We start from the raw sequence: 26,286 nt of genomic DNA on the forward strand, positions 1-26,286 counted from the left end.
TCATCCCTGTTTTCCTTGAATAGTTATACCTGTGCAATTTTCTGATGGAATAATTCTAAGCTGGTCTAAACCCCTTCTTAGTAGTAGTTGAAGAAAACCATCTTTTGGCCGAAACCTAAATGGGGCGTACCTTTGTTTGAATCTTGTCTAAATAACCAATTCTGCCCGTGGCTATCCGTTCTACTACCGCTGCCGCTATGACCCAACGTAGTGTGAAAGACCTTCGTCTGGGCGAGAGCGCGACGATTTGCTGCCTGCAGGATCCCGAAATGGCGTTGAAATTATTAGAGATGGGCTGCATTCCGGGCACGCAAGTGCGCCTGAATAGCCGTGCCCCGTTGGGGTGCCCCATCACGCTGGTACTAGGCGACGAAGATTATACGCTTTCGCTACGAGTAAGCGAGGCGGCTACCATTTTATTGAAAAACTAACCGGCGCGGATGGCTCGCCTGGCAACTATACCTACAGTGTCCGCTCCGGCGGCCGTCGCCTCAGGCGTTGATAGCATACCTGTGCCTCACTCCCGTCGTGGGCTGACGCGCATTGCCTTGGTAGGCAATCCTAACTCAGGCAAATCTTCGCTGTTTAATCAGCTCACGGGCCTGAATCAGAAGGTTGGCAATTTCCCAGGTGTGACGGTTGACCGCAAGACCGGCATCAGCCAGCTCACGCCCCAGCACCGCGCCGAGATTATTGACTTGCCAGGTACGTATTCGCTGTACCCGAAAAGCCTGGACGAGAAGGTTATCACCGACTTGCTCTACGACCGCGAATCGGCTCAGTACCCCGATTTCGTGGTGGTAACGGTAGACGCCTCCAACCTGCGGCGCAATCTGTTGCTGTTTACTCAGCTCGCCGATTTGGGCTTGCCCGCCGTATTGGCTCTCAACATGATGGATGTGGCTGAGCAGCACGGCGTGCACATCGATATCGTTGAGTTGCAGCAGGAGCTAGGCGTTCCCATCATTCCTATGAATGCTCGTAAGGGCATTGGCGTGGCAGCCCTTAAGATCGTAATGGCGCAGCACCTCGATGCGCCCACAGTGGGCTTTTATGAGCCTGATGAAGAGCTGCTGCCCATGATCCGGCAGATCCGGTATTATTTTGATCTGCACAACGATTATCTGGCGCTGCACTACGCCCATCAATTCCGGCACATCAGCTTTCTAACGCCCGATCAGCGGCAGTACGTGCAGGAGTTGGTGGAAAAGTATGGCTTCGAGCCGACCGCGCGTCAAGCGCAGGAAACGATTGCCCGCTATGGGCGCATCAATGAGATTCTGCTCAACGCAGTATCAGTGACACGTACCGAGCGCAATGAGCCGTACAGTAATAAGCTGGACAAAGTCCTGACCCACCGGGTTTGGGGCTACCTGATTTTCTTTGGAGTGCTGTTCATGATGTTTCAGGCGGTATTTGCCTGGGCCAGCTACCCCATGGACCTGATCGATCAGGGCATTGCGCTGATCAACTCACTCATTCAAACCAACTTCAACGGGCCGCTGATAAATCTGCTTACTGAGGGAGTTATTGCTGGTCTGGGGGGCGTTTTGATCTTCATTCCGCAGATTGCCTTGCTGTTTGCTTTCATCGCGGTGCTGGAAGAAACGGGCTACATGGCCCGCGTCACGTTCATGATGGACCGCATCATGCGCAAGTTTGGGCTGAACGGGAAGAGTGTGGTGCCGCTCATTTCGGGGGTAGCCTGCGCTGTGCCGGCCATTATGAGTGCCCGCACCATTGAGAACTGGAAAGACCGCATCATTACCATCTTCGTCACGCCACTGATGAGCTGCTCAGCTCGGATTCCAGTGTACACAGTGCTCACGGCCTTGGTTGTGCCCGATGAGAAAGTGCTGGGCTTCTTCAACTTGCAGGGCGTGGTGCTGATGGGTTTGTACTTGCTGGGCTTCCTGTCGGCCATGTTTTCGGCCCTGGCTTTGAAGCTGCTGCTTAAAACGCAGGAGCGGAGCTACTTCATTATGGAGTTTCCGGTGTACCGCTGGCCACGCTGGAAAAACGTTGGTATTACTATCGTCGAGAAGGTAAAAACCTTTGTATTTCAGGCCGGTAAAGTCATTGTAGCCATTTCGGTTATTCTGTGGGTGCTGGCCTCGTATGGTCCGGGCAAGTCGTTGGAGCAGGCCGAGCAGCGAGCGCGTGCTACCGCTGCTGAGCAACAACTGTCACCTGAGCAAACTGACAACCGAATTGCTTCCGAGAAACTTGAAAATTCTTATGCCGGATTGTTTGGCCGAACCTTGGAGCCAGCTATTCGTCCTCTGGGTTTCGATTGGAAAATAGGTATTGCCCTAATCACGTCTTTCGCCGCCCGCGAAGTATTTGTGGGGACCATTTCTACAATCTATAGCGTAGGTCAGGACGCTGATATGCGCACGGTGCAGCAGAAACTAGCCGCCGAGAAAGACGAAAATGGCCAGCCATTTTTCACGCCGGCCCGAGCATTTTCGCTGCTGGTCTTCTATGTATTTGCGATGCAATGCATGAGCACGCTCGCGGTTGTATACCGCGAAACCAAAGGCTGGAAATGGCCTTTGATGCAGCTGCTCTACATGACAGGTTTGGCCTATGTGTCTTCACTGATAGTGTATCAGGTGTTCAAGTAGCAGCTAAGTAGCGCGAAGCTTCCGCTTCGCGTACGAGCAAAGCGAGTAGGCGGTACCGCGTTAATTGTGTCAGCGCGTGGGAACTCGCGGTGCGCGAAGTGGAAGCTTCACGCTACTTCCCAAGTAGAAATACGGCTGGCTGCTTGTGGATCTCGGGTAGCTTGCCTTTCCAATCGGCTACGGTATGAGTTTGCACAAACTCGTTGGGCGCCGTGAGGCTGGCGGCAATGCACAGACGGGTTGTAGGCTGCAAATGCGCCAACAGATCATCCAGCAGCGGCATATTGCGGTAAGGCGTTTCAATAAAAAGCTGGGTTTGATGCTGCATAGTAGCCGCGCGCTCCAGCTGTTTTAACGCTGCGATTCGCTTTGCTTTTTCAATGGGCAAATAGCCGTGAAAAGCAAAGCTCTGCCCGTTCATGCCCGAGGCCATTAAAGCCAGCAAGAGCGACGACGGCCCTACCAACGGCACCACCCGAATACCTAGTTGGTGCGCTACACGAACCAATTCCGCGCCCGGATCGGCCACCCCAGGACAGCCTGCTTCCGATAGTATGCCCGCATCCTGGCCTGCTGCTACGGGCTGCAGCGCCGCTCGGATTTCCGCTTCCGAGGAGTCTTTATCAATCACCGTGAAGCGCAGATCTTCGATTACGTGCGCTGGAGCAACACTTTTCACGAAGCGCCGGGCAGTGCGGGCATTCTCTACCAGAAAATACGAGAGCGCGGCCACGTGCGTAGCTACCTGCGCCGGCAGCACCTGCGCGGCCGTATCATCGGCCAAAATAGTGGGAATAAGGAAGAGGACGCCGGGCAAGAGAAGGTAGATTAAAGGTCAGGTACGAGCGGGTAACAACTTAACCTTGCATGAAGGCGTTGACCAATTCAAACACTTTATCCGGGGCTTCGGCGTGGAGCCAGTGGCCGACATCGGGAATGGTTTCGACCTGAGAATTGGGGAAAAGCGCCGGAATAACGTTGAGCTTATCCTCCGTCGTGATATAGTCCGATTTGCCTCCCCGAACGAATAAAGCGGGCTTCAGGAAAGGCTGGGGGGCTTTTATCTCGGCGCCAACATGCACCATTTGAGAGGTTAGAGCATCAAGATTGAGGCGCCAGGCAAAAGAATGATCCTCGCGACGGTAAAGATTTTTTAGCAAAAACTGCCGCACCGAATCCTGCCGGATGTGCTCTGACATCTGCTCATCTGCCTGCTGGCGACTCTCCAGATTTTCTAGTTTCACGGCGTGTAGGCCCGCCAAAATGCTGTCCTGGTGGAGCATATCTGAGAAGCTGGGCGCAATGTCCACTACCACCAGTCGCGCCAGAAAATCGGGGTAATCGAGGGCGAAGCGCATGGCTACTTTGCCCCCCATGCTGTGACCGAGCAGGGTAGGGGAATCCAACTGAAGCTGGACGAAAAGCTCCCGCACGTCCTCACTCATCAACTCATAGGTGTGCTCTTCGGTGTGGGGCGAACGACCATGATTGCGCAGATCAACGGCAATAACCCGGTGGTGATCTGCCCAGCGCTTCGCCAGGGTTTGCCAGTTATCAAGGGTGCCAAAGAGGCCGTGCAGGATAACCAGCGGTGCGCCCTGGCCCTGTTCGCGGTAGTGTAATTGCATAGGTAGCGAGGTTCAAATCTTTTGGTAAGCAAACGCGTTCGGGGCTGATGCGTTGCGAAGGCGGTAACTCAGGTCCAGCAAAACCAGCGCTGTCGGTGCTCTATAGGCGTGTTGCGCAGAAATTCCGTCAGTGGGGCAAGGTTGAGCAGCAAAGATGTAAGCGTGAGTACTTCGCCGGTTTGCAGGTGCAGACGCAGGAAGTCGTAGTTGCTCCAAAACAGCCGTTTCGACTTGCAGGTTACGCGCTCCACGCGCACCAGCTCGCTTTGCCGGAACGGAATGCGCACGCGGCCCTCATATACTTCCAGCCGATTTTCCTTCGGATCAAAAACCAGCGTGGTGTGCAGGTTGCGGGCGTAATACTGCGCGTGCAGCAGCAGTGCCGGCATTGAAAAGCCCAGCAGGACGGCCGCCAAAGCCAGCAGCAAAACCGCTTCGTGGCTGGCTAGCTGGCTGGAGTAGAAGTAAAAGCCCAGATTGGGCAAGCCGACACCTAGGCACAGCAATGGCCAGAACAGCAGGTAGAATTGCCGCAAGAACGTGGGCCGATATACTTTACTTTTCTGGGAGAAAAAGCTGGTGATAAAGCGCAGTCCAAAGACAATGGCAAACACGACCACCCCGATTTCCAGTAAGGGCCGCAGTATCTGAAATACCTTCACCGCCTACTGAACCTGAATCCAGGCCTCGCCCGGCGTATGTGGCCGCAGCGTGCCAAAGGATTGCAAGTCAAGCCCGTACTGCGCAAAAATGCCCCCCACAGCCTCGCGGCCTTCGGGTGCCACGCACACCAGCAAGCCGCCCGACGTTTGCGGGTCGCAAAGCCACTGGCGCTGCTCGTCCGTTGCCGGCCCGATCTTATGGCCGTAGCTGTCCCAGTTGCGGAAGGTGCCGCCGGGTACTGCTTTTTGCTGCCGATACTCTTCCGCTTCCTTCAGCAAAGGCACTTTATCGAATTCTATTTCGGCCGTCAGGTTGCTGCCCTCGCATACTTCTGCTAAGTGCCCAAGCAGGCCGAAACCAGTTACGTCGGTCATGGCGTGCACGGCGGCCAGCTGCCCCAACTCGTAGCCGATTTTGTTGAGCTGCATCATCTGTTGGGGGGCAATTTGCTCGTGCTCGGGCCGCAGAATAGCGCGCTTTTGCGCCGTGGTCATCATGCCCACGCCCAACGGTTTGGTGAGGTACAGCTCACAGCCCGCCGTGGCCGTGTCATTGCGCTTGAGGTTGGCAATATCAAGCATGCCCGTCACGGCCAGGCCGAAAATGGGCTCCGGCGAGTCGATGCTGTGGCCGCCGGCCAGCGGAATGCCCGCTTCGGCGCAGATGCTGCGGCTGCCCTCAATCACGCGGCGCGCCACTTCGGGGGGCAATTTATCAATGGGCCAACCTAGCACGGCAATGGCCATAACCGGCCGTCCGCCCATCGCATACACGTCGCTGATGGCGTTGGCCGAGGCAATGCGCCCAAAGTCGTAGGCATCATCTACAATGGGCATGAAAAAGTCAGTGGTACTGATAATGGCCTGACCGCCGCCAATATCAAACACGGCGGCATCGTCGCGGGAGCTGTTGCCGACCAGCAGCTTATCGTTTTGGGGCTGTGGAATGCTGGTGTGCAGAATCTGGTCGAGCACTTTTGGAGCAATTTTGCAGCCGCAGCCCGCCCCATGACTGTACTGAGTGAGGCGAATTTGGTCAGTTTCTTCGAAGATCATAGGTTCAATAAGGATGTTGCTGTAGGGCTTCACAGTTTACTCAGGCCTTTGAATTACGCCATGCCCTTGGAAGCAAATAGCGACTGCGCCACGACCGTTTTGGCCGCGGCCCGCACCAACTCCGCATTTACTACCGGGTCGCAGGTGTCAGACGGAACGCGCACGATAGTGCTGTTGATTTTGGTGTTTAACCCGTGGCCGTAGGTTTTGTCATAGTAATCGAGGGCGAGGTCCACCATTTTCTCCATGTCGCCCACTTCGATGGCCGCCAACGCTTCCTTCGTCGCCAGACCGCCCAGGCGCTTGCTGATGCGCTGAATGGCCCCGGCCAGCTCGGCGGGGTCTTCGCGGCCATACTCAGCAGCTAGCTTGCTGGTGCGCACCGCCCGCGGAATGTCGAGGACGATGAGCGGCGCGACGCGCATCTGCTCGAAAAGCGGCTTCGGAATCGTCACGCGGCCGATGGCCAGGCTCTCGTCTTCGAACCACGGTACGGCGCTGGGGGGCAAATCTGCCAGCGCAAAGGCTAGCTCATTCTCGAATTGCTCGGCTGTAGGCTGGGCGGGCAACCCTATGCTGCCAAACGATGAGCCTTTGTGACTGGCTAGGCCTTCCAGGTCAATAGTGGGCTCACCCTGACGGGCTAACTCGTGCAGGACATCGGTTTTGCCGCTGCCCGTCAGGCCGCCAAGCACGAGTAAGGGGCGCGGCTGGGTAAATTGAGCCAGCGCCCAGCGGCGGTAGTCTTTGTAGCCTTTATCCAGCAAATGCACTTTAAAGCCAGCCAGCTCCAGCAGCCACAGCACGGCGCCGCTGCGCATGCCGCCCCGCCAGCAATGCAGACGTACCTCCTTCTGGGGGGCAATTTTCTGGGCCAGCTTCACCATCTGGCTCATCTTCGGCCCAAAGAAATCCAGCCCGATGTGAATGGCTTTCTCCTGACTGATCTGCTTGTAGGCGGTACCAATGCGTGCCCGCTCCTCATCCGTAAACAGCGGCAAGCTCACGGCCCCCGGAATGTGGCCGTGGGCATATTCTACCGGCGCCCGCACATCCAGAATGGGCGCGTCAGGCGGACCTTGCAGAAAATCGGAGAGAGAGAGACGGGGCATAGATGAATGTAACACCAAGCTCCAGCTTGGTAAATCGTTGAATGACGGATAGCATAAAGTCGGCTTATGGCACGACTGGGCAGCCAAGCTGAAACTTGGTGTTACTGCAACTGCCGCCGGTACAGCTGAATTGTGTTTTCCAACCCGAAATAGAGCGCATCACATATCAGCGCGTGTCCAATGCTTACTTCTTCCAGGCCGGGTAGGTTCTGCTTTAAGTAAGCCAAGTTGTCCAGGTCTAAATCGTGGCCAGCATTCAAGCCGATTCCAAGCTCCTGGGCCAGAATAGCCGTCGTGCGGTAAGGCGCAATAGCAGCGGCCGGGTTGGTGCGATACTGCTGCGCGTAAGCCTCTGTATACAGTTCAATACGGTCGGTGCCGGTGCCTACGGCAGCCTTCACCATCGCTGGATTAGGGTCGAGAAAAATAGACACCCGGCACCCCAGCGCCTTTAGCTCCGTCACAACGCCCAGCAGATAAATCTGATGCTCAATGGTATCCCAGCCTGCATTGGAGGTAACAGCATCGGGCGCGTCGGGCACGAGCGTCACCTGTTCGGGACGCACTTCCCGCACCAGATTGATGAAATCAGGGGTTGGGTTGCCTTCCACGTTCAGCTCAGTGGTCACAATCCGTTTCAGGTCGCGCACGTCCTGGTAGCGAATGTGGCGCTCATCGGGCCGCGGGTGCACCGTGATGCCCTGTGCCCCGAACCGCTCACAATCGCGGGCCACTTGCAGCAGATCGGGGCGGTTGTGGCCGCGGGCATTCCGCAGAGTAGCGATTTTGTTTATGTTTACACTAAGCTTGGTCATACTATTTAGACTATTGCTGAGGCTATTTTTAGCAAGCTATCAAAGATAAGAACGCCGCACCGCATGCTTACCAACTTCGACTTCCGTGACGCTAGCCTCTTCCTTTAATTATCGCCCGGCCCTATTGTTTCTCAGCTTGGCAGCGACGCTGCTGCTGATCGAGCGGCTAGTGGTGCTTTTGCCTGCCTTTGAAACCCAGGCCGCGCTGCCCGCCGCCGTTACCCTCGATTTGGTGGTAGGTATTCCAGCCCTGTTCTATTGGCAGGTAATACGACGCTACCGCTTACCTGTTATTACGCTGGTCGCGGCTTTTGGCGGCGCGCTGGCCCTGAGCTACGTATTGATCCCAAAAGCGCACCAGCAGTACCTGAACTGGGCTAGCCACGGCATCGTGCTGGCCGAAGCCCTACTTGTCGTACTAGCTTTTACCAAGCTGCGCCGCATCGCGCGAGTGTACCAAGTGGCGACCGAGAAAAGTGCCGACTTCCTGGAAAACCTTACGACGGCCATCACTGCTACGCTGGGCAAGTCATTTAGTCCGCTGGTATCTGAAGTGGCCTTATTCCGCTATGCAGTGCTGGGCTGGGGGGCAAAAGTGGAATACCAGGTTGGGCAAAGCGCTTTCAGCAGCCATCGTGACTCCGGCTTTGGCGCCCTTATAGCAACTGCTTGCTTATTGTCGGCAATAGAAACCGCAGCTGTGCATTTGCTTGTGCAGCCCTGGAACCCAAGCATAGCCGGGTTCTTATTAGTGCTCGATATGTATACGCTGCTATTTCTGTTGGCTCACCTGAATGCCGTGCGGCTACGTCCAACTCTGCTCACTCCCGACGATTTACTGATTCGGGTTGGGTTTATATGGCGAGTGCGTGCGTCGCGCCAAAACGTGGCTTCAGTCCAACGCATTTCTGATGTTCCAGCTGCCAGCTCAGAAGTGTTGAACGCCGCCAAACAGCTTATTACTGTTCCCAATTTGTTAATCACTTTCAGGGAGCCCGTAACGGTAGCCGGGCTCTACGGCATCCGGCGTACCGTGCATAGCGTGGCGTTGTACGTAGATGCACCCGCCGAGCTTATCCAAAACTTGCTCCCTGAAGACGACATCAGCTAGATACAATGACGCTTTCCTTACCGTGGAAAGCCGTAATCTTGCACCCTAAAATCCTCTTACTATGGCCCTGAAAGAAACCATCGACGCCGCTATTAAGCAGGCAATGCTTGCCAAAGATAAAGTACGCCTTACGGCTTTGCGCAGCATCAAATCGCAGATCCTGCTGGCCGAAACGGCTGAAGGTGCCCACGGCGCGGCCCTCACGCCCGATGCCGAAATCAAGCTGCTCACCAAGCAGGCCAAGCAGCGCCGCGAAGCCGCCGAAACCTACCAGAAGCAGTTCCGCTCCGACCTCGAAGAAATTGAGCTGGCCGAGCTGACTATCATCGAAGAATACCTGCCGCAGCAACTCTCCGAAGCTGATGTGGTGGAGCGCCTCGTCGATATTATCCAGCGAGTAGGTGCTACCGGCCCCTCCGATCTGGGCAAGGTAATGGGTGTTGCAGCTCGCGAGCTGGGTGGCCAAGCTGATGGCCGTATGATTTCGCAGGTTGTAAATCATCTATTGAATAACACAAACGCGTAGTTTTTAGGTAGGGAGCAGCTTAAAAGTTGTTAAGACCCGTTTCCAGTTGCTTACTTCCTGCTTTTTAGCTGTTCCACAGATGTCTGGTTTCGACCTCTTTCTGCTTTTGGTGGTGGGCGTGGGTGCAGTGAAGGGGTTTCGGCGGGGCTTGGTGCTGGAAGTCGCGTCGCTACTAGCCTTCGTTCTGGGCGTAGTAGGCGGACTGAGCCTGCTCAATGATGCGATTCCGCTGGTGCGGCATTATGCGGGCGAGGCTTTCGGCCTGCTCCCCATCGTGTCATTCCTGCTGGTGTTTGCTTTGATTGGGTGGGGAGTTCATCTATTGGGCAGCTTCGTGAAAAGTGCCGTGCATCTCACTCCGCTCGGCCTGCTCGACAACTTGCTGGGCGGCGCGGCCGGAGCCTTAAAGTGGATACTGGGCTTAAGTCTGCTCCTGCACGGCTTAGGCTTAGCTGGCGTACATCTGCTCTCGCCCGCCCTGACCGGCGACTCGCAGGTGTTGCCCGTTGTACGTCAGGCCACTCCAGTAGCCTTGGAGATGGTGGGTCTTGTACTACCATTTGCCAGTACTCTGTTGACCCGTTTGCGGGCGGTATTTTAATTAATGAGTGAATGGGTGAGTGGCTGATCATTCACTCATTCGCCCATTCACTCATTCACTCACTTACCCGGTGCGGCTTCTTCTGCTCGATAACTTCGATTCCTTTACCTATAACCTGCTGGACTACTTTCAGCAGTTGCAGGTGCAGGTGCAGGTTGTGCGCAACGATGTGCCCTTGGTGGCCATCGAGGCGCTTGACTTCGATGGAATCGTGTTGTCGCCGGGGCCCGGCACACCGGCCAGAGCAGGCGTGATGCCCGAAGTACTGCAAGCGTATCATCAGCGGGTACCGATGCTGGGCGTATGCCTGGGACATCAGGCGCTGGGTGAATTTTTTGGGGCTAAGCTCCAGCGCGCCGTGCGGCCCATGCACGGTAAGGTTTCAGAAATCGAAATTGCCCCCCAAGAGCCCTTATTTGAAAATTTGCCCCCCAGGCTGATTGTCACCCGTTACCACTCCTTAGTAATCAATGATTTACCCGAAACGCTGGTGCCGTTGGCCCGAACTACGGATGAATATCAGGAGATAATGGCTTTGCGTCACCACTCTTTGCCGCTCTACGGCGTACAGTTTCACCCCGAAGCGCTACTGACGAGTCATGGTCTGGCGTTGCTCGGCAATTGGGTCAAGTGTTGTATCATTGCAAAGGACGCTCGGTCGGCACCCGCCGCGCCGGCGTCGGCCCGCTGAGAAGCTGAGACGATGGAATTGCAGATTAAGGAAAAGAACGGATTTCAGTACGTGGAGGAAGGCACCGGCGAGGTGCTCCTGCTCCTGCACGGCTTGTTTGGCGCCCTGAGCAACTGGCAGGACGTCATAAGTGATTTCGCGCGCGACTACCGCGTCATCATTCCGATGCTACCGATTTATGAAATGCCTCTGACCAAAGCCGGCGTTCCTGGCTTAGTAGGATATGTAGAGGAATTTGTATCCGAAATGGCTTTAGACCAGCCCTTTACCTTGCTTGGCAACTCATTGGGCGGGCACGTAGCGCTGGTGTATACCCTGCACAATCCACAGCAGGTGCAGCGCCTGGTGCTCACGGGTAGTAGTGGTCTGTTTGAAGACTCGATGGGCAGCTCCTTTCCGAAGCGGGGCAACTATGGCTTCGTGCAGCAGCGCGTGGCCTATACCTTCTACGACCCTTCGTTAGCGACCAAAGACTTGGTAGATGAGGTGTTCGATGTCACAAACTCGAACATCAAGGTGCTGCGTATCATTAATATAGCGCGCTCAGCTCAGCGCCATAATTTAGCCAAAGACCTGGGCCGTGTTCAGGTGCCAACCCTTTTGGTCTGGGGCCTGAACGACACCATTACTCCCCCGATAGTAGCCCACGAGTTTCACCGCCTCATTGCTGGCTCCGAGCTGCATTTTCTGGACCACTGTTGTCACGCGCCCATGATGGAGCGCCCCGTGGCCTTCAATGCCCGGCTCCGTCAGTTTCTGCATAGTACCAAGCGCCAGTCGGTCGTTAGCTCCGTATCATAGAAGGCAAACCGCTTTTCTGTTTGCAACCCGGAGCCAGCTCAACTAAACAAAGTTTGCTCCTCGGCGCTTGTTTGCCGTTTGGTTCGTAGCTTATCCACGTTTACTTCCGTTTCTCAGCCTACACATGCATTTTATGCTTGCCGAAGAATTGCTCAACCATATGATTCCGGCGCTACAGGTGACGGACTCGACTGGGAAGGCTACCAAATGGCTGGAAGAGTTTCACGTAGGGCAGCTACCCGTCGTTGATAACCGCCAGTACCGTGGTCTTATTACCGAATCTGATCTGCTGGACTACGACCAGACGGAGGAGTTGCTCAGCCAACTAACGCTGGGCTACGCCGACGTGCATGTGCAGCACGATCAACATTTCTATAATATCATGGAAATAGCTATCCAGAATAAAATTCAGCTTGTGCCCGTCCTCGACGAGCAGCGCGAATACATGGGTGTAGTGACGGTAGGTGATACGCTGGCCGCGCTTGGCCAAATGCCCATCGCCGTGGGGCAGGGAGGTATTTTAGTGCTTTCGATGGAGGAGCGCGATTATTCCCTCACCCAAATCAGCCGGTACGTAGAGGAAAATAACGCTAAAATTCTAAGCGCCCACGTTGCACAGGATGAAAGCGACCCGTATAAAATCCGGCTGACGCTGAAGCTCAATACGCCCTCACTTACCCGTATTGTGGCTACACTAGAACGGTTTGGATACGTTATCACCGCTCAGTTTAGTGGCGCTACCGATGTAAGCGAGGGCGAGCAGGACCGCTTCGATGCTCTCCTGAAGTACTTAAGCCTTTAAGCGCTGACTACTTATTTGGCAGCGATAACTCTTTGAAGAAAAGAGAGTTGTATTAGCAGAGAATGATAGCTCAACAGCCGGCTGCCGCAAGCTCAAAGCTATTCTTAGCGTTGCGGAACGAGAATTGCGCTCCGCCCGATTCTCCATTTTTACTGTTACCTGCTTGAGTCTGCTCGCCTGTTTACTTTCCTTACTGCTGGGCAGCAGCATTTTGCCCCCCAGACCGGTCCCTAATTCCGTAGTACGCGCCCCCATTGATAGTTTGCTGCAAGCACAATGTCCGCAGTACGCTGTAGTGCGCGTGGGCACTATCTTATTTGCGGGCAACGAGGTTACTAAGGAAGTGGTGTTGCGCGCTGAGTTGGACTTTCACGAAGGTGATACGCTAAACGCTGCTACGTTGGCCACTCGACTGGAAAGTAACCGCCTACGGCTATTCAACCTGCGGCTGTTCCACAGCGTCATTCAGCAAACGGTTTGTCGCGATGGCGAAATAACGGTGCTGTTTGCGGTGCAGGAACGGTGGTACACCTTTCCTATTCCGACGCTTTCGTTCGCCGAGCGCAATTTTAACGCCTGGCTTGACCGCCCCGACCGCTGGCGCCGGGTCAACTACGGGCTGTACATGGTGCGCAAAAACTTCCGGGGCCGCAATGAGGAAGTGCGCGCCAATGTGCAACTAGGCTTCAACCGCCGCTACGAGTTGTTCTACGAAGCGCCTGGTTATGGTCCGCGCCGCCGCATCGGCTTCGGCGCGGGCGTCTCGTATGCCCGCACCCGCGCCCTCGACTATGCTACCCTTCGCGACCGGCTCGTCACGTTTCGTCCCGAAGATGGGTTTCCGCTTATGCGCCAGTATGGCTCATTGGGTCTACGCTGGCGCCAATCCGTGCAGCGTTTCTCTGCCTTGGATGTGGCTTATTACAAAGAGCAGGTCTCTGATTCTGTTGTTGAGCTCAACCCTGTGTATTTTCTCAGCGGTTCGCAGCGTGAATATTTGGAGCTTAGACTCACCAGTACCTTGAATCAGCGCAATACATTTGCTTACCCCCTTACTGGCCGGTTTGCCCAGGTGGCATTATCACATCGCATTTTCCTGACGTCCGGTAACGCTGATTTTACCACGCTTTTAGGTCGCTATGCGCAATATTTCGCGCTGGGGGGCAATTTTTACTACAACTTCAATTTGCAGGGCCAGCTACGGCTTGCTCAGCGTGTCGGCTACGCCGATAATCGAGCCCTTGGCTACGATGCCCATGTGCGGGGCTACGATGCCTATGTCGTGGACGGTCGGCATTATGGATTAGCGCGGCAAAGTGTGTCTTATCGCCTTTTCGATGCCGGCAAAATCAAGCTGCAGGGTATCACTAACTCTAAGATAAACAGCTTACCCTTGGTTATTTATTTGAATACCTTTACCGATGCTGGGTATGTGCTGGCCCGTACAACTATTCCCGATAACAGATTGCCGAATCAATTATTAGGGGCAGCGGGAGTAGGTTTGCACTTCGTCACCTACTACGACCGGGTACTAACGGTGGAGTACACCCGCAATGGCCGAGGGGAAAGCGGGTTTTTCTTTCGCACCGATTTTCCTATCTAAACTCTATCCCGACGGTTTGCCGCAGGTTACTCTTCTGTTATGAAAATCGCCATAATTGGTAAGCCTCTCGACGATTCTACCTTGCCTTTCGTTCAGGCGTTGCTGGATGATCTGGTAGCTCGTCAGACTGAAATTCTTATTGCTGGGTCGTTTCACACCTCACTCTCTTCTAAAATTCGCTTGCCCGACGACATCACGGTTTTTCAGCGTGATGACTCTTTGCGAGGCGTACAATTTATCCTTAGTATCGGTGGCGATGGCACTCTGTTAGACACAGTTACCTATGTAGGAAGCCTGCAAATCCCAATCCTAGGTATCAATACTGGTCGGCTTGGATTCCTGGCTACTATTACCCCTGAGCGGATAGCGCAAGCTATGGATGCCTTATATAAAGGTCATTTCGTAATCGAGGAACGAAGTTTGATTCGCGTAGAAACAGATCCCGATGTTTTCGGGAAAGTCAATTTTGGCCTCAACGAATTCTCTATTCTCAAGCGTGACACTTCGTCCATGATTGTGGTGCATACCTATATTGACGGCGAATATTTAAATTCTTATTGGGCAGACGGTCTGATTGTGGCTACCCCAACAGGCTCTACCGGCTATTCTTTGAGCTGCGGGGGGCCCGTAATGTTGCCGCAAACCAACAATTTCATTATTGCGCCCGTATGCCCGCACAACTTAAATGTGCGCCCCCTTATAGTGTCAGATCGTAGCGTGATTTCCTTCGAAATAGAAGGTAGGAGCAATAATTTCCTGCTTTCGCTCGATTCTCGCTCGGTGCCGGTGGAGGCCAATGTACAGATTGCCGTGCGGCGTGAAGCTTTCGGGGCGCGGCTGGTAAAATTGAATCACGTTAATTTTCTGACCACCTTGCGCAGTAAGTTAAACTGGGGTCTGGATCGGCGTAACCCTACCGGTACGCCCGTATAAGTGAAAAGCTATTTATAATATTTGTTTTTAAAGTTCATTACAACCCCTACTTTTGTCGCTGACTGCTATTGTGCCTATTGGCTAATCCGCTTTCTCAAAATCCGATATTTCTAACCCCGGCTTGATTATGAAGCATTTCTTTACCCACACCTTAGCTGTGTTGCTCGTGCTTGCACTGGTAGCCAATGAGGCAAGCGCTCAGCAGTTTAACAAACGGAAACAGTACAATTCCGTAGGGGTAAGCCTGAACGCTATGAACTATTTCGGTGATATCGTGCCGAAGGCTAGTGTTCCTAGCTTCCGTTTCGCAGCTACGCGGCCTAACATCGGTTTAACTTTTACGCGCCGTTTTGCCCCCCGGATATCTGGTCGGGCCGGTCTGTCGTACGGCCGTATTACCGGCGACGACACGAAAGCTGCTGATCAGAATGATTCGGATGCTAAGTATCGTTACAACCGTAACTTCGCTTTCCGCAATGATATAGTTGAATTGTCGGCCATCGGTGTTTTCGATCTGATTGAAAACCGCAACACCTACGTGAAGCGTCCTGATTTTGTGCCGTATGTGTTTGCTGGTGTTGCTGCCTTCTATCATAATCCTAAAGGTTTGGTAAAAGACAACGGCGCAACATCGGGTTTAACTCCTGGTGACTATGTAGAGCTTCAATCGCTGAAGACAGAAGGCCAAGCGAAGGGCTATAGCAAAACCCAGATCTCCATTCCATTTGGTGGTGGTATTCGCTACAAAATCAATAAGGACTTTGATATTGGCTTGGAAATAGGCTGGCGCAAAACATTTACTGACTACATAGACGATGTAAGCGGTAACTTTGCTGCTGCCACTGACCTAAATAGCGAGGCTGCCCGGTATTTCGGTCGTAATATTACCCTCCGCACCGATGGTGAGTTTGCTCAATTCAATAATCCTGGTGAAATGCGTGGCAAGCGCAATGAAGACGACTGGTACATCGTTACTGGTATCACGCTCAACTATGTTCTTCAGCCACGCGTGAAGAGCCCTAAATTCCGATAGCTAATAATATCTGGCTGTCTATTCCACTTAAGAGTCAGTCTGATGTTGCATTCGATTCTCCGCGTAACACTCCTTACTTGCTTTGTGCAAGTAGGGAGTGTTTTTTTTGCCTATTCTGTCAAGGCTCAAAACACCAGCGAGTTAGGTGTTGGTATTGGGGGATTGAATTATAAAGGCGAACTCTCGACTAACTATCAATTTGAAAACAATAGGCCAGCTCTGACTATTTTTTATCGAAAAGATATTTCCGTGCCTATTACGCTGCGGGGGGCATTTACAGGTGGTATGCTCCAGGCCAACGACGAGAATGTACAGGGCGTAAACGATGCGACTGCGCCGTTGAATAGTTATCGCCAAGCTACCATGAAGGGTGGGTTGGCTGAGGTGTCGGGCATAGTGGAATACAACTTTTTTAATTACCATAATCGCAAGGATAAGATCCACTTCACGCCTTATGTGTTCATTGGGATTGCTGGATTTTACGCCAACACGAAAACAACTTTTGAGGGCCAAGGATTTAATATTCCAAACACCAGCGGAGCTATGCTGGGTGTTGCCATTCCGGTGGGGGCAGGAGTAAAGTATGCATTATCTCCTCGTTGGAACCTGGGGCTGGAAGCTGGAGCACGCAAAACGTTTACGGACGAATTAGATCATTTAAGCGACGAGAACGCGTTTATTGCGAATCGTCATACCAATGACTGGTACTTCTATAATGGCGTAAGCGTATCCTATACGTTTTATAAAATTTATTGCCCCGACTAAAGCGCAGAGGCGTAGTGCTCATTCAGACGGAAGGCAAATGCAACCATTTGCGTAACTTGCAGCCTCTTTACGCAAAAAATAGCAATGGCCTCTCGGTCCGAAGTTGACTCTCAGAATTTACCTGCCCACGTAGCCGTCATCATGGATGGTAATGGCCGCTGGGCTAAGCAAAAGGGCGGCCTACGCATTTTTGGTCACCAAAGTGCCATTACGGCTGTGCGGGATACTGTAGAAGCGGCCGCCGAGCTAGGTATCGCATACCTGACGCTCTATGCGTTTTCGACTGAAAACTGGGCTCGGCCAGCTTATGAGGTGACAGCCTTGATGCAGCTACTAGTACATACTATTCGCCAAGAAACACCAACTCTACTCAAAAATGGTATTCGACTGGAATCTATTGGGCAGATTGATAGTCTGCCAGCATCCTGCCAGCGGGAACTAGCTGAAGCGAAGGAATTGACCCGCGCTGGCACCCGTATGACGTTGGTACTGGCTTTAAGCTACAGCGGGCGCTGGGACCTGACTCAGGCCATGCGCCGCATTAGCGAAGAGGTGGCCGCGGGCCGACTGGAGCCCGCCGCTGTAAACGAGGCCACGATAGCCCAATACCTTGCTACGGGGGGCATTCCTGACCCCGAGCTGCTTATTCGGACGAGCGGAGAGCAGCGTATCAGTAACTTTTTGCTTTGGCAACTGGCTTATACTGAACTTTATATCACCGATTTGTTGTGGCCTGACTTTCGGCGCGAACACTTCTACGATGCCATTCAGTCCTATCAGCGCCGCGAGCGCCGTTTTGGCAAAACCAGTGAGCAACTAACCGTTTCGTAAGTATTTAGAATGATTGCTTCTCTTAATAAATTTATCAGGCTGTTAGCCCTCGTCTTGGCGCTTGGAATAGTTGGTGTTGAACAGTTGCGGGCCCAAACGCCTGCATCAGCACCTGCCGAGCCTCAGCGCTATGAGCTGGGGGGCATTACTATCAGTGGGGCACGCTATCTGGATGCAAACACGCTGATTGGAATAACAGGCTTGAGGGTCGGCGACCCTGTAACAATTCCAGGAGAGGATATTGGGAAAGCGATTCGCCGCTTATGGGAGCAGGGCATCCTCGGTGATGTGAGCGTGTCTATTACCCGCATAGACGGGCAGCGCGTTTTCCTCGATTTCTTCCTGAGTGAGCGTCCTCGCCTATCCAAGTTTGATTTTGTGGGTATCAGTAAGGGCCAAGGCGATGAGCTACGCGATAAAATTAAGCTTATTCGGGGTAAGGTGGTTACGGATGCCTTGTTGAATAATACCCGCACCCAAGTGCGTAAATTCTATACAAACAAGGGTTTCTTGGACGCCAAAGTAAATATTACTCAAGTGCCTGATTCGAGCTTGTCGAATAGTGTGGTACTAAGAATTAAAGTAGATAAAGGCGATAAAATTCGTATTCGCGATATCGCATTTGAAGGCAATGAGGCCTTTTCTGATGGAAAGCTCCAAAAGAAGCTGAAGAAAACAAAAGCTAAAAAGTCGTATAAGCTGCTTACTGCAGGAAAATTCCAGCGCGCTGAATACGAAGAAGATAAGCTGAAGCTGTTGGAATTCTATAATGCGGAAGGCTACCGGGACGCGGTTATCGTTTCGGATACTCTCATCCGTCAGGAAGACGGCCTAGCTTTGCGAATTACAGTAGACGAAGGACCAAAGTATTACTTCCGTAATATCACCTGGAACGGCAATTATCTGTATGATGATAAGACACTGGCTTCCGTGCTAGGTATTAAGAAGGGCAGCGTTTACAATAAGGAGGAGCTCGAAAAGCGCATCAGCTACAACCCTACGGGCCAAGATGTGCAGTCGCTCTACATGAATGACGGCTACCTGTTTTTCAATATTGATGCGGTAGAAACCAAAATTGAGGGCGACTCTATTGACTTAGAGATGCGAATAAGCGAAGGTGTTCAGGCTCGTATCAAAGAGGTGAACATTGCCGGCAACACCAAAACCAGCGACCATGTACTGCGCCGCGAACTGCGTACGCTACCGGGCGACAAATTCAATCGGGAGCTGTTGATTCGCTCGCAGCGGGAGATATCTACGCTAGGCTATTTTGACCCGGAAAAAGTAGGCATTAACCCGGTGCCTAATCCCGCTGAAGGCACGGTAGATATTAACTACACGGTAGTGGAAAAGCCTTCTGACCAGATTACGCTTTCGGGCGGCTGGGGTGGCTTTGCTGGCTTCATTGGTACGGTAGGATTGGTTTTCAATAACTTTTCGCTGCGTAAAGCAGGGGATTTTAGTAACTGGAAGCCAGTACCAGCCGGTGATGGCCAGCGATTGGCTTTGAATATTCAGGCCAATGGATTACAGTATCAAGCTTATTCTTTTTCCTTCACGGAGCCTTGGTTGGGAGGACGCAAGCGTAACTCGCTGACTTTTAGTTTGAACAAAAGCATTCAGCGTGCAGGGCAGGCCCTGGACGCTAGCACTGACCGATATATTAAAGTTAATAGTGCTTCTCTTGGCTTAGGCCGCCAGCTGCGGTTCCCTGATGACTACTTCACGCTGACTAACTCGCTATCAGTTAGCCGATATGATCTAAACCAATATCAGGCTTTTGGAACAGATTTTTTCCCTAATGGCACCGGTATCGCAAATAATATCACGCTTAATACAACCCTGTCACGTAATAGCATCGACAATCCGACCTACACTCGCCGTGGTTCGTCACTATCGCTTAGCTTGAACTTGACTCCTCCTTATTCGGTGTTTAAGGGTGCACATCCTTCTGTGAATGAATGGGTTGAGTTTCATAAGTGGATGTTTGATGCTTCATGGTTCACACCTATTGTGGGCAAGCTAGTATTAAACTCACGAGCACACTTCGGCTATATTGGCTCTTACTCCGACCGGCAGATAGGACCTTTCGAGCGATTCAAGATGGGTGGCGCTGGATTGGGATTTGGCGGAGCATCCAACTTCTTGATTGGTACCGAGTTTATTGGTTTGCGAGGCTATGGTGACCCCGGCGACGCGACTGCCATTCCGACAGCCCGGCAGTCATCCAGCGGGGGCGTGGCTTACAATAAATACGTAATGGAGCTGCGTTATCCAGTATCGCTCAACCCCGCAGCTACTGTTTATGTCTTGAGTTTTGCGGAAGCCGGTAATGCTTTCGATCAGTATACCGACTACAATCCTTATAAGCTTTATCGCTCGGTAGGAGTAGGTGCCCGCATATTTATGTCGGCATTTGGCTTGCTCGGTTTCGACTACGGTCTGCCGCTGGATACGGTACCTGGCCAGACTAAAAAGGAAGGTATTTTCCATTTTATTATCGGCCAGCAGATTCGCTAATTCATCATAGTTAGCTAGGTTCTTAAAGTCGTTGCCATGAAAAAGCTACTTTCTTCTCTTGTCATTGTACTAGCAGGATTGCTAACGGCTCCTGCTTCTCAAGCGCAAAAATTCGGGTATGTAGATTCCGAATTTGTGATGGGCAAATTGCCGGCTTATGCGGCTGCTCAGCAGGAGTTAAATACGCTGTCTGGCAACTGGCAAAAAGATATCGAGAACCAAAAGAAGGATCTTGATAAGCTATATCGCACTTATCAGGCGGAAGAGGTGTTGCTAACAGAAGCTGCCAAGAAGAAGCGGCAGGATGAGATTCTGAAAAAGGAACAGGAGATTAAAGCGTATCAGAATAAGATTTTTGGCTTCGAAGGGCAGCTATTCAAAAAGCGCCAGGAATTAACTAAACCTGTTCAGGATCAAGTGTTTGAAGCTATCGAACGGGTAGCTAAAAAGAAGCAGCTGGCGATTGTGTTTGATAAGGCTGGTGATCTGACTATGCTTTACACCAATCCGGTCCATGACTATACTGAATTTGTACTGGAGGAAATGGGTTTGGCTTCTGAGGAGAAAAACCAGCCTGGTACAAAGGGCTCAGTACAAACGGTAGAAACGCCTGCTACGCCCACCGATGGGGCAGACGCTGAGGCTACTGATGCACCAACAACAACTCGTCCGGCACCGCGCACTCGGCAGCCAGCTCAGCCGGTAAAACGAAAAAACTAACTTTGACTTTTTAACTTGCAACTTTCCTTTTAATGACCACGATGAACAAAATCCGCTTTGCTTTGGCCGCGGCCGCCCTTACTTTCACAACCGCTACGACTGCCCTAGCTCAGGCTCCGCTAAAGATCGGATACACTAGCGTGGACTATGTGCTTAGCCAGATGCCCGAAAGCAAGCAGATTGAGTCAGATCTGAAAGCATACAGCTCTCAGTTGGAAGCTCAGCTAAAGAGCAAGATTGCCGATTATCAGACGAAGGCTGAGGCATATCAGAAAGGAGCTAGTGCTATGACTGAAGTTGTGCGCGCCGATAAGGAGAAAGAATTAACGGGTCTGCAGGGCTCTATTCAGGAGTTTCAGCGTAGCGCCGACAACTCACTCCAGCAGAAGCAACAGACGCTGCTGAAGCCAGCTTTGGATAAACTGCAAAAGACGATTGATGCCGTAGCCACCGAAAACGGCTACACGTACGTGTTGAATTCGGATGGTGCCAGCCCAGTACTGTTGCACGGCCCTAAAGAAGGCGACATCTCCGATATGATCCTTAAGAAAATGGGCGTAACGCCAGGTGCTGCTCAGGCCGCTGCTGCTGCTCCGGCTAAGACTACGCCAGCTGCGCCAGCCGCTACGCCAGCTAACAATACAGCCAAAAAAGGCAAGAAGAAGTAAGCCTTTCTTATGCTACCTATCAAGAAAGCCGGAACATGATGTTCCGGCTTTCTTGTTTTCGAGAACTTGTTATCATCAGCATTCTATTCGCTTATGCTTACTGAAAATTTGCCCCCCGATGATCTGCCTGACGAGGATATCAGCGAAGGTGGGGATGAGATGTATGAACACCACCGTATTCAGGTAGATCGGGGGCAGGAGATGCTGCGCTTAGACAAGTTTCTGCTGCATCGGCTTTCGCATACTTCCCGCACCAAGATTCAGAATGCCATTCTGGCCGAAGCGGTGCAGGTGAATGAAAAAGTGGTGAAGGCCAGCTACCGGATCAAGCCGCACGATATTATCACTATTACGCTGCCGGAGCCGCCCCGCGAGTTTAAGGTTATGCCCGAGCCCATGGAGCTGGATATTCCTTACGAGGATTCGGCTCTGTTACTCGTGAATAAGCCCGCTGGGCTGGTTGTGCATCCGGCTTTTGGTAATTGGCAGGGCACGCTGGTAAATGGACTGGCGCACCATCTGCAGAACTTGCCTACTGGCCGCAACGGCGAAATACGGCCGGGTCTGGTGCATCGCATTGATAAGGACACGTCGGGCTTGCTGGTGATAGGAAAGTCGGAGTGGGCGATGACGCACCTCTCGCAACAGTTCTTTCACCATACTATCGAGCGCTCGTACCTGGCGCTGGTCTGGGGGGTCCCGAAGGAGATGGAAGGTACGATACGGGGCCACGTAGGCCGTAGCGTCAAAGACCGGAAGGTACAAGCCGTATTCCCCAACGGCGAGCAGGGAAAGCCGGCGGTCACGCATTACAAGGTGCTCAAAACGTTCCGGCACGTTGCGCTTTTGCAGTGCAACCTCGAAACGGGCCGAACACACCAGATTCGGGTACATATGAAGCACATTGGCCACCCGCTGTTCTCAGATGCTACTTATGGCGGTGATAAAATACTATATGGGCAGCGTACGGGCGCCTACAAGGCCTTCGTTGAGAAAGCCTTCGCACTAATGCCTCGGCAAGCGCTGCACGCCAAATCTTTGGGCTTTGAGCACCCCGACACAGGTCAGCATTTACACTTCGAGTCAGATTTGCCCCCAGACTTTACGGCTGTCTTGGAGAAATGGGAAAAGTATGCTTCTGATGAATTAGCATGAACTAAGCAGTACTAGCAAACATAAAAAAGCCCCCAGCATACGCTGGGGGGCTTTTTCGTTAAGCTATTACAGCGAACTACTTCTTACGCTTCGTAATCTCGTCAATGGCAGTTTTAGCCTGCGCATCAGCTGGATCAAGGACAATTACTGCCTGCCAGTAAGGGAGCGAAGTAGACTTTTCGCCTTTCTGATAGTAGTAGTAACCTAGATACTTATTAGCCTCGACTAATCCATCTTTGTATTTAGTAGGATCGTTCGCTTTAGCTACCTCAATGAACTTCTCATAGTGAGGCTTAGCGGTACCTTGCTTGGATTCAGGGTCCAAGCCGAAGTTAGCGCGAGCACGCATCAAGTATACCGGCACGTACGTAGGGCGCGCCGTTGCTACTGCGCTATACAGTTTATCAGCCTCTGCGAACTGCTTGTTCTGCTCATAAGCACGGGCTAGATAGATTTGGTCAGCTAGTTCAGGGGTAGCGCCTTGAGCGGCAATTTTAGCCTGATAGGTGGCAATAGCCTTTGCATAATCTTTCTTAGCTAAGTAAGCCTGCGCCAAGTCATTCTGCAGATCACCAGCCTTATCTGGGTTAGACTGAATAGCCTTCTCGATAATGGCAACGCCTTCGTCCGTGCGGCCGGCACCCATCAGCATTTTGCCGTAGTACACATTATCCTCGGGGATAATCTTGTTGGCAGGAACCATCTTCATGTATTTATCCATCGCTGGCAATGCCAAGTCGTTCTGCTTGTTCTCGTAGAGAGAGTAAGCCAGCAGACGGTTCATTGTCAGGTTATTCGGATCATTCTTCAATACATTTTGTATCTCAGTCAGAGCCTCTGGATATTTACCTGTCAGGTATAGGAAGGAGGCGTATTTAGCGTTCGTGCTGGGCGTCTTCTCCGCCATCGACATGTACTTCTGAAAAGTAGAAAGCGCTAAGTCATACTGCTTAGCGAAGTAATACATTTCAGCCAGGTCACGATAGGCAGGAGCGAAGTTCGCGTCAAGGCTGATTGCCTTCTCGAAAGAAGTACGAGCTTCGTTGAAATTGCGCGAACGTACATACAACTGGCCTTTACGGTAATTAGCTATTACCGAATTCGGGTCCACTATCAACGCCCGGTCGTAGCTGCCCATTGCTTCGCCACCACCATTCTCAGACTTCTGATAAATGTCGCCACGGGCTATCATCAGCCCCAGATCATCTTTGCCTTTGTTAGCCGTTTGCGCAGCGTTTACATAGGCTATAGCCTTGCCGGTGTCTTTAACGTCGGACTCAGCGTAGGCTTGGGCAATCATTTTTAAAGTGCCAAAAGCTTCCTTTTTCTTGGTGGCTTTAACGGCTTTGTCAAACTGATTTGCCGCCTCTGCTTCATTGCCCTTTGCCAGCGCAGCACGACCAGCGGCTACCAATGACATCGGGGAATCCGCATTAGGCGTGATTTTGCTGAAGTAAAAAGCAGCTGAATCAGGCATTTCCCGCATCTGATACAGGCGGCCCAACTCGTACATCGCCTCGGGCGATTGGCCTTGACGGAGCAGTGCTGCGCGGGCTTCATTATAGCGCTCCAGTTCGAGTGACTTTTGGGCGGTCTGCGCACTCTGAGCGAAAGCGGCAGAGCCGGAAACCGACAAGGCAACGAGGAACGAAATCTTCCAGGGCTTGAAGTTCATGAGCAAAAGGGTTAGTGGAGAAGGGTGAGTAAAAGAATTAAAATCTACTTGGTCGAAGTCGTTACGATGCGGGTTTGGCCGGTGGCCGGCATCAGGCCCGACTTCAGAATAATCAGCTGGCCTTTGGTGCCAGCCACAAAAGAGGCAAATCCGCTGCCTAATCCCGTGCGCGCCTCGCGGTTGATAACAAACAGCTCGCGGCGCAAAGGATACGTCTTGAGAGCCAGATATGCCTGATACGGCTGCACGTAGTCGTCGGGTGATTTTGGGTTGTCGAGGGCACTAATGCCTACTACCCGCACCTTACGCAGAAAGCTCTGCACCGACGAATCGTCACGGTCACTTATCCAGTTGGCTCCCACTACGCCGATTGCGTCGGGATGCGTAGCAACGTAATCAAGGAGTTCCGGGTTCGATTTTGCCGCGAACACGCGCTTCGTTAAAGGCGTTCCTTGCGTTATCGAATCCTGAACATAGCGGGTAGTGCTGGAGCGGTTCGCATCGAACACTACATTAATATCTCCCAATCCTTTTTTGCCGCTTACTTGCGCCCATTTCTGGGTTTGGCCAGTGAAAATTGCCCGAAGCTGGGTCATTGTCAGCAGCGAGTCAGGGTTACTAGGATGCACAATGATAGCCAAGCCGTCAGTAGCAATCTTGGTTACGCGGGGAGTGATGGTTTGCTGCCTAAAGGTTGCTTTTTCAGCATCGGTCAGCTGCCGCGATACAACTACGGCACGTACCTTATCCGCCATCAAATCCTGCATGACGGCTTCTTCTGGCTTATAAACTGCCGTGACAGTAGCCGACTGGTAGAGTTTCTGAAAGGTATCAACCTGCGACCGCACGATAGGCTCAAACGTTTCATCCACGCTGATATTGAGGCGGCCGCTCGTAGGCGTGTCTCTGTCAGCCGGATTTCCTTGGTTGCAACCTGTGGTGAGTAAGCCGGTGAGCAGAAGCAAAGCGCCGGCCGCTCGCCAATTAGCGCGCAGAAGTGTCATTGGATTTCTTGAAATGTTGCTGATAGGTGCGGATAAATCTAATAATTCCGTAGAGGACAAAAACGCCCCCCAACGTGCGTTGTACAGTCGGCAACAGCGAAAAAGCCTCTGGTGAGGCAAACCAAAGAAAGATGCCCAAGCTGATATAAGCTAAGGCCATAAACAGCGAAAAGTAGCGCATCACATTAGTAGCGCCACGCTTTCCTAAGCGTTCATCCGTAGTTTGGCGGTTCAACATAAGCGTGATCCAACGGGGAAAAGTAGTCAGTTAGTGCCTTAACGTATAAATGTATGTAGATTGTTCGCCTCACGGCCCAAAATATATATCATCCCGGATATTTTGAGGCCGGACAAGTACAGAAAATCCAGGAGGCGCAATTTTGCCCCCTGGATTTTCTGTCTGGTAAGAAAGCTGCATTTCTTGCTGATTTCAGCCTGTTTGTTGCTGCAATGGTTTACTGGTACTGGAAGGTAATAGGCATTGTGTAGCGCACCGGAACTGCATGGTCGTTTTGGCGGCCAGGCGACCAGGGGGGCATTTTGCTTATCACGCGTATTGCCTCTTCGTCCGTACCATAACCTAGCCCTTTAATGACGGCTACATCAGAGATAGAGCCATCGGCATTTACCGTGAAGGAAATATAGACCCGACCAGAAACTGCGGCGCTTGCCGCTTGGCTCGGGAAGCGCAGGTTGCGCTGCATATAGCGGCGCAGTGCCTCCGGGCCACCCACAAAGTCAGGCATTACTTCTGCCGTTAGGAAGGGCTTCGTAATTGCGCCCGCGCCCGTCTTGCCCGAATCAGTACCTGCGCTTGAAATGTCGGTGATGACGCCTGTATTATTCCCTGGAATGGCGACTGGACCAACAACCGCCCCAGGCGTGGTTGTCTCACCGATAACCTTTTGCATTGAGATGGGCTTTGTGACCAGCTCATCTGGTACCAC

27 protein-coding genes are annotated in these 26,286 nt (G+C 52.4%); 17 read left to right on the top strand and 10 right to left on the bottom strand.

Translation table 11 applies throughout. The annotated features are described in order from the left end of the window. Positions 1 to 167: 167 nt before the first annotated feature. Complete coding sequence (locus tag MKZ35_RS18595; RefSeq protein ID WP_482514671.1) at positions 168 to 431, top strand: FeoA family protein; 264 nt, start codon at positions 168 to 170, stop codon at positions 429 to 431. A 9-nt stretch (positions 432 to 440) separates the two neighbouring features. Continuing rightward, a complete protein-coding gene (feoB, locus tag MKZ35_RS18600) occupies positions 441 to 2,627 on the top strand; it encodes a ferrous iron transport protein B (RefSeq protein WP_482514672.1) in 2,187 nt (728 codons plus the stop codon). 112 nt (positions 2,628 to 2,739) lie between these two features. On the opposite strand, the gene MKZ35_RS18605 is transcribed toward feoB, so the two are convergent. From MKZ35_RS18605 to MKZ35_RS18630, 6 genes are all read right to left on the bottom strand, one after another. Beyond that, on the bottom strand, positions 2,740 to 3,444 hold the full coding sequence (locus MKZ35_RS18605; protein ID WP_482514673.1) for an SAM-dependent methyltransferase: 705 nt from the start codon (positions 3,442 to 3,444) through the stop codon (positions 2,740 to 2,742). Between the two features lie 40 nt (positions 3,445 to 3,484). Beyond that, positions 3,485 to 4,255, bottom strand: a complete 771-nt coding sequence (locus MKZ35_RS18610; protein WP_482514674.1) for an alpha/beta fold hydrolase — start codon at positions 4,253 to 4,255, stop codon at positions 3,485 to 3,487. A gap of 68 nt (positions 4,256 to 4,323) precedes the next feature. Beyond that, the gene (locus MKZ35_RS18615; RefSeq protein ID WP_482514675.1) at positions 4,324 to 4,917 is read right to left on the bottom strand and encodes a PH domain-containing protein; all 594 of its coding nucleotides are present in this window, start codon (positions 4,915 to 4,917) and stop codon (positions 4,324 to 4,326) included. Between the two features lie 3 nt (positions 4,918 to 4,920). Continuing rightward, positions 4,921 to 5,973, bottom strand: coding sequence for a selenide, water dikinase SelD (gene selD, locus MKZ35_RS18620; RefSeq protein ID WP_482514676.1), 1,053 nt, complete (start codon positions 5,971 to 5,973; stop codon positions 4,921 to 4,923). 53 nt (positions 5,974 to 6,026) lie between these two features. Further along, positions 6,027 to 7,085 (bottom strand): tRNA 2-selenouridine(34) synthase MnmH, encoded by a 1,059-nt coding sequence (mnmH, locus tag MKZ35_RS18625; protein WP_482514677.1) that lies wholly within the window; start codon positions 7,083 to 7,085, stop codon positions 6,027 to 6,029. A gap of 101 nt (positions 7,086 to 7,186) precedes the next feature. Then, the gene (locus MKZ35_RS18630) at positions 7,187 to 7,900 is read right to left on the bottom strand and encodes a pyridoxine 5'-phosphate synthase (protein WP_482514678.1); all 714 of its coding nucleotides are present in this window, start codon (positions 7,898 to 7,900) and stop codon (positions 7,187 to 7,189) included. Between the two features lie 85 nt (positions 7,901 to 7,985). Here MKZ35_RS18630 and MKZ35_RS18635 point away from each other — a divergent pair, with 85 nt between their 5' ends. From MKZ35_RS18635 to MKZ35_RS18705, 15 genes are all read left to right on the top strand, one after another. Then, a complete protein-coding gene (locus MKZ35_RS18635) occupies positions 7,986 to 9,011 on the top strand; it encodes a hypothetical protein (protein ID WP_482514679.1) in 1,026 nt (341 codons plus the stop codon). A gap of 61 nt (positions 9,012 to 9,072) precedes the next feature. Then, entirely contained in the window at positions 9,073 to 9,537 is a 465-nt protein-coding gene (locus tag MKZ35_RS18640; RefSeq protein ID WP_482514680.1) for a GatB/YqeY domain-containing protein, read from the top strand. A gap of 79 nt (positions 9,538 to 9,616) precedes the next feature. After that, positions 9,617 to 10,138, top strand: a complete 522-nt coding sequence (locus MKZ35_RS18645; protein WP_482514681.1) for a CvpA family protein — start codon at positions 9,617 to 9,619, stop codon at positions 10,136 to 10,138. Between the two features lie 70 nt (positions 10,139 to 10,208). Beyond that, positions 10,209 to 10,829, top strand: a complete 621-nt coding sequence (locus MKZ35_RS18650) for an anthranilate synthase component II (RefSeq protein ID WP_482514682.1) — start codon at positions 10,209 to 10,211, stop codon at positions 10,827 to 10,829. 12 nt (positions 10,830 to 10,841) lie between these two features. After that, positions 10,842 to 11,630 (top strand): alpha/beta fold hydrolase, encoded by a 789-nt coding sequence (locus MKZ35_RS18655; protein WP_482514683.1) that lies wholly within the window; start codon positions 10,842 to 10,844, stop codon positions 11,628 to 11,630. A gap of 133 nt (positions 11,631 to 11,763) precedes the next feature. Then, positions 11,764 to 12,432, top strand: a complete 669-nt coding sequence (locus tag MKZ35_RS18660; RefSeq protein ID WP_482514684.1) for a CBS domain-containing protein — start codon at positions 11,764 to 11,766, stop codon at positions 12,430 to 12,432. Between the two features lie 163 nt (positions 12,433 to 12,595). Continuing rightward, complete coding sequence (locus MKZ35_RS18665) at positions 12,596 to 14,035, top strand: BamA/TamA family outer membrane protein (protein WP_482514685.1); 1,440 nt, start codon at positions 12,596 to 12,598, stop codon at positions 14,033 to 14,035. 39 nt (positions 14,036 to 14,074) lie between these two features. Beyond that, on the top strand, positions 14,075 to 14,968 hold the full coding sequence (locus MKZ35_RS18670) for an NAD kinase (protein ID WP_482514686.1): 894 nt from the start codon (positions 14,075 to 14,077) through the stop codon (positions 14,966 to 14,968). Positions 14,969 to 15,095: 127 nt separating this feature from the next. Beyond that, the gene (locus tag MKZ35_RS18675; protein WP_482514687.1) at positions 15,096 to 16,001 is read left to right on the top strand and encodes a DUF6089 family protein; all 906 of its coding nucleotides are present in this window, start codon (positions 15,096 to 15,098) and stop codon (positions 15,999 to 16,001) included. Positions 16,002 to 16,043: 42 nt separating this feature from the next. Then, positions 16,044 to 16,766, top strand: coding sequence for a type IX secretion system protein PorG (gene porG / locus MKZ35_RS18680; RefSeq protein WP_482514688.1), 723 nt, complete (start codon positions 16,044 to 16,046; stop codon positions 16,764 to 16,766). A gap of 84 nt (positions 16,767 to 16,850) precedes the next feature. Continuing rightward, on the top strand, positions 16,851 to 17,597 hold the full coding sequence (locus MKZ35_RS18685; RefSeq protein WP_482514689.1) for an isoprenyl transferase: 747 nt from the start codon (positions 16,851 to 16,853) through the stop codon (positions 17,595 to 17,597). 9 nt (positions 17,598 to 17,606) lie between these two features. Beyond that, the gene (bamA, locus tag MKZ35_RS18690) at positions 17,607 to 20,117 is read left to right on the top strand and encodes an outer membrane protein assembly factor BamA (protein ID WP_482514690.1); all 2,511 of its coding nucleotides are present in this window, start codon (positions 17,607 to 17,609) and stop codon (positions 20,115 to 20,117) included. Between the two features lie 36 nt (positions 20,118 to 20,153). Then, on the top strand, positions 20,154 to 20,837 hold the full coding sequence (locus tag MKZ35_RS18695; protein ID WP_482514691.1) for an OmpH/Skp family outer membrane protein: 684 nt from the start codon (positions 20,154 to 20,156) through the stop codon (positions 20,835 to 20,837). A 41-nt stretch (positions 20,838 to 20,878) separates the two neighbouring features. Then, positions 20,879 to 21,505: an OmpH/Skp family outer membrane protein gene (locus MKZ35_RS18700; protein WP_482514692.1), complete on the top strand. Its 627-nt coding sequence runs from the start codon at positions 20,879 to 20,881 to the stop codon at positions 21,503 to 21,505. Positions 21,506 to 21,598: 93 nt separating this feature from the next. Then, on the top strand, positions 21,599 to 22,660 hold the full coding sequence (locus MKZ35_RS18705; RefSeq protein WP_482514693.1) for an RluA family pseudouridine synthase: 1,062 nt from the start codon (positions 21,599 to 21,601) through the stop codon (positions 22,658 to 22,660). 76 nt (positions 22,661 to 22,736) lie between these two features. Here the strand turns inward: MKZ35_RS18705 and MKZ35_RS18710 are convergent, their stop codons facing one another. From MKZ35_RS18710 to MKZ35_RS18725, 4 genes are all read right to left on the bottom strand, one after another. Continuing rightward, complete coding sequence (locus MKZ35_RS18710; protein WP_482514694.1) at positions 22,737 to 24,335, bottom strand: tetratricopeptide repeat protein; 1,599 nt, start codon at positions 24,333 to 24,335, stop codon at positions 22,737 to 22,739. Between the two features lie 44 nt (positions 24,336 to 24,379). Beyond that, positions 24,380 to 25,339, bottom strand: a complete 960-nt coding sequence (locus tag MKZ35_RS18715; RefSeq protein ID WP_482514695.1) for a PstS family phosphate ABC transporter substrate-binding protein — start codon at positions 25,337 to 25,339, stop codon at positions 24,380 to 24,382. After that, a complete protein-coding gene (locus MKZ35_RS18720) occupies positions 25,320 to 25,577 on the bottom strand; it encodes a hypothetical protein (protein ID WP_482514696.1) in 258 nt (85 codons plus the stop codon). Before MKZ35_RS18720 ends, MKZ35_RS18715 begins: the two co-directional genes overlap by 20 nt. A gap of 217 nt (positions 25,578 to 25,794) precedes the next feature. Next, a complete protein-coding gene (locus tag MKZ35_RS18725) occupies positions 25,795 to 26,250 on the bottom strand; it encodes an energy transducer TonB (protein WP_482514697.1) in 456 nt (151 codons plus the stop codon). Positions 26,251 to 26,286: the final 36 nt, after the last annotated feature.

This window comes from Hymenobacter sp. R533113 (assembly GCF_056835965.1).